This is a genomic window from Psychrobacter sp. (assembly GCF_035469765.1).
Taxonomy (GTDB): domain Bacteria; phylum Pseudomonadota; class Gammaproteobacteria; order Pseudomonadales; family Moraxellaceae; genus Psychrobacter.
The window spans coordinates 1-2,958 of record NZ_DATIRM010000017.1 but is presented as its reverse complement, the minus strand read 5'-3'; the positions used below and the strand labels follow the sequence as shown (position 1 = coordinate 2,958).

3 protein-coding genes are annotated in these 2,958 nt (G+C 42.4%); all 3 read right to left on the bottom strand.

Annotation, left to right across the window (positions count from 1 at the left end):
• On the bottom strand, window positions 1–600 hold a 600-nt coding region (locus VLN09_RS00410), incomplete at its 3' end, for a TrkA family potassium uptake protein (RefSeq protein WP_325243027.1).
• A gap of 48 nt (window positions 601–648) precedes the next feature.
• The gene (locus VLN09_RS00405; protein ID WP_325243024.1) at window positions 649–2,409 is read right to left on the bottom strand and encodes a TrkH family potassium uptake protein; all 1,761 of its coding nucleotides are present in this window, start codon (window positions 2,407–2,409) and stop codon (window positions 649–651) included.
• A gap of 97 nt (window positions 2,410–2,506) precedes the next feature.
• The coding region (locus tag VLN09_RS00400; RefSeq protein ID WP_325243022.1) for an IS5 family transposase at window positions 2,507–2,958 on the bottom strand (452 nt) is incomplete at its 5' end.

The following is a 2,958-nucleotide window of genomic DNA, read 5'->3' as shown; positions in this document are numbered from 1 at the left end:
TGCTAAACCTTGAATACTGGGCTTACTTTGGCGACGACCAAAACTGTCTTCATAGTGCTCGTAGCGCATGGTACTTAATAATTTAAGATTAAATTTCTGTGCCATTTGTAAAGCCGCAATCGTTTTTCCAATTAAAATATTTGGGATACTAATCTCAACGATACTAAAGTGTTCCGTTAAACTAAATGAGTCGACGAAATACCGTAGCGATAGCCGTTTTGCCCAGCGCATTGCTGATTCTTTTTCGGGATGAAAAATATCATCAACCCCAATTGCTTGGAGAACTTTTTCGTGGAGCGGGTTGATACTGCGACTGATTAAATGCTTGGCTTTCAAGGTTTTAAACAGTGCCGTCGCCATCACATTTGCCCCTTGGTCTTCGCCAATCGCCACCACGACAATATCAGTATCCATAATCGGTAGACCGTTGACCGTATACTCATCGGTGGCATCCATGCAGATAGTATGGGTGATAAGCTCTTTATACGCTTCAACCTTTTGCATACTGCTATCGATAGCAATAACCTCATGACCTTGGCTGGTCAGCGCCATCCCGAGTGAAGAACCAAAACTTCCTAAACCTGCGATAATATATTTCATAATATTCCTTGGTACTTATGCAATCGTAAATACAGCAATAGGGCATGACTAATTAATAGTAATCTCTTCGGTTGGATAACGATAGTTACGTTGATGCTTGTTTTTAAGTAGGGCAATAAAAATAGTCAACATGCCGACGCGCCCAACAAACATAATCACTGAGACCACAAGCTTGCTAAAGGTTGATAAATCAGTCGTTAGGTTTAAGCTGAGACCTACAGTGCTGTATGCCGAAAAACATTCAAAAATGACTTTCATCAAATCAAGCTCAGGCTGATCGTAACTGATGAGCGTCACGCCCAGTCCAATGACCAATAATGACAACCAAATAATTGAAAAGGCACGACGAATAGAGATGTCAGCAATTTCACGTTGGAATACTTCAACTTTGGTCTGACCGCGCGCTAAGCTTAAGGTGTTTAAGACTGCAATAGCAAAGGTGCTGGTCTTGATACCGCCGCCCGTTGAGTTCGGAGATGCCCCAATCCACATCAAAAAAATGGTCAGCATAATGGTCGGGAATGCCAGCGCGTCCATATCAGCAATATTAAATCCTGCCGTACGCGGGGTAGCTGCCGTAAATAACCCCGTAATGACCTTACCGTAAACACTGCTATGCTCAGCAAGTATGCCATTGTATTCAAACATCAATACCCCAATCAGCCCGATCAGTAATAAGGCACCAGAGGTAATCAAATTGATACGACTATTGATACTGAGCAGCCACGGCTGATAGCCATAACGCGGATCATGAGGATGGAGCGCCCTTTGGGTACGGTGACGTAGATAACGCAGTAGATTGGCGACAATCAAAAAACCCATGCCGCCAAATAAGAAGGTAGTACTGATAATCAGCTGTAAAGGATAATTAAAGCGTAGCGACTCATCATATAAGCCAGCACTGAATGTTGAGAATCCAGCATTACAGAAAGCAGAGATGGCATGAAAGACAGAAAAAAACATCCGTTCAGAGAAGTTCATACCGGGTAAATCATAAATACTGATATAAATTAGCATAGCAGCGAGTGCTTCAACGCCAAAGGTGACATATAGAATAGACTTTAAGGTGGACACCATGTCGCCCAAACGCCGTGAAAAGTTCATCTCACTGATACTGAGCTGGGTCTCATAACTGACGCCACCTTTAAAAAAGTAGCTGAAGTAAGTCACAAAGGTCAAGATTCCCAAGCCGCCAATTTGAATCAGCCCTATAATAATAACTTGCCCAAAAGTAGTAAAACGCGTTGCCGTATCTACCACAATCAGCCCTGTGACGCAGACTGCGCTGGTAGCAGTAAATAGGGCGTCAACAAAGGATATAGGCTCAGTGGTAGCGTTAGGCATCATCAATAGTAACGCTCCAACCAATACCACTGATAAAAAACTTAAGATGAACAACTGACCAGGGTTTAAAAAGGCACGATTCAGATTAAAGTTATTGTCGGATATTTCACGAATAAAAGTAACAAACACGGCAATCTTAATCGCAATAAATCCATCAACTGGCATCGATAGCCCTGAGCGAGCTAATTCAGTGAAATGTACCGCCAGTAAAGCAAAAATAGCCACACTGGCTAGTAAATCAAAAATCGCTACTTTATTGACAGAGAGGCGCGTCTTTGCGCGAACATAGCGCCAAACCGTTGCGACGAATCCAAGTAAAATGATAATTAAATAAAAAAGGTGAAAAGCATGCTGTAGCCAAGATGATAGGGTAAATCCACTATCTACCAATGCGAATACTATTCCAATAACACTCATAATAACGGTAAAATTATTTAATAAGCGATACGCTAGGGCTGGATGCATAGCCTAATTCCATGGAAGAAATAACGATAATACTTATACTCCTTTTTTCTATTATTAACTAAGATTGGTTTTTAATAATCGTAACTAGGGCGTGTCATCAATTAAGCCAAATAACAGAAGAAACCAGATGAATAGCACTCAAGAAATGACAGGCTAACTTGTCATAGCGAGTAGCAATCGCACGATACTGCTTAATCTTGGCAAAGAAGTTTTTAATTAAGTGTCGCGCTTTATAGAGCTCTTTATCGAAGTCTCTTGGCTGCAACCGATGACACTTAGGCGGTATAACCGCATTGCCTTGTACGGCTTTAATCGGTTCAATGACACGGGCATCAGCATCATAAGCCTTATCAGCAAGCCAGGTTAGGCTAATACTGACATCGAGCAGTTCATCTGAGCCACACAGGTCATGAGCTGCTCCACCTGTTACATAAAAGCCAGTAGGATTGCCTAGCGCATCTGTACGAGTATGTATCTTGGTCGTCAGTCCACCTCGGCTTCGCCCAATGGCTTGATCCCTTTGTTTCCAGCGCTGTGCTGATGGGCTTT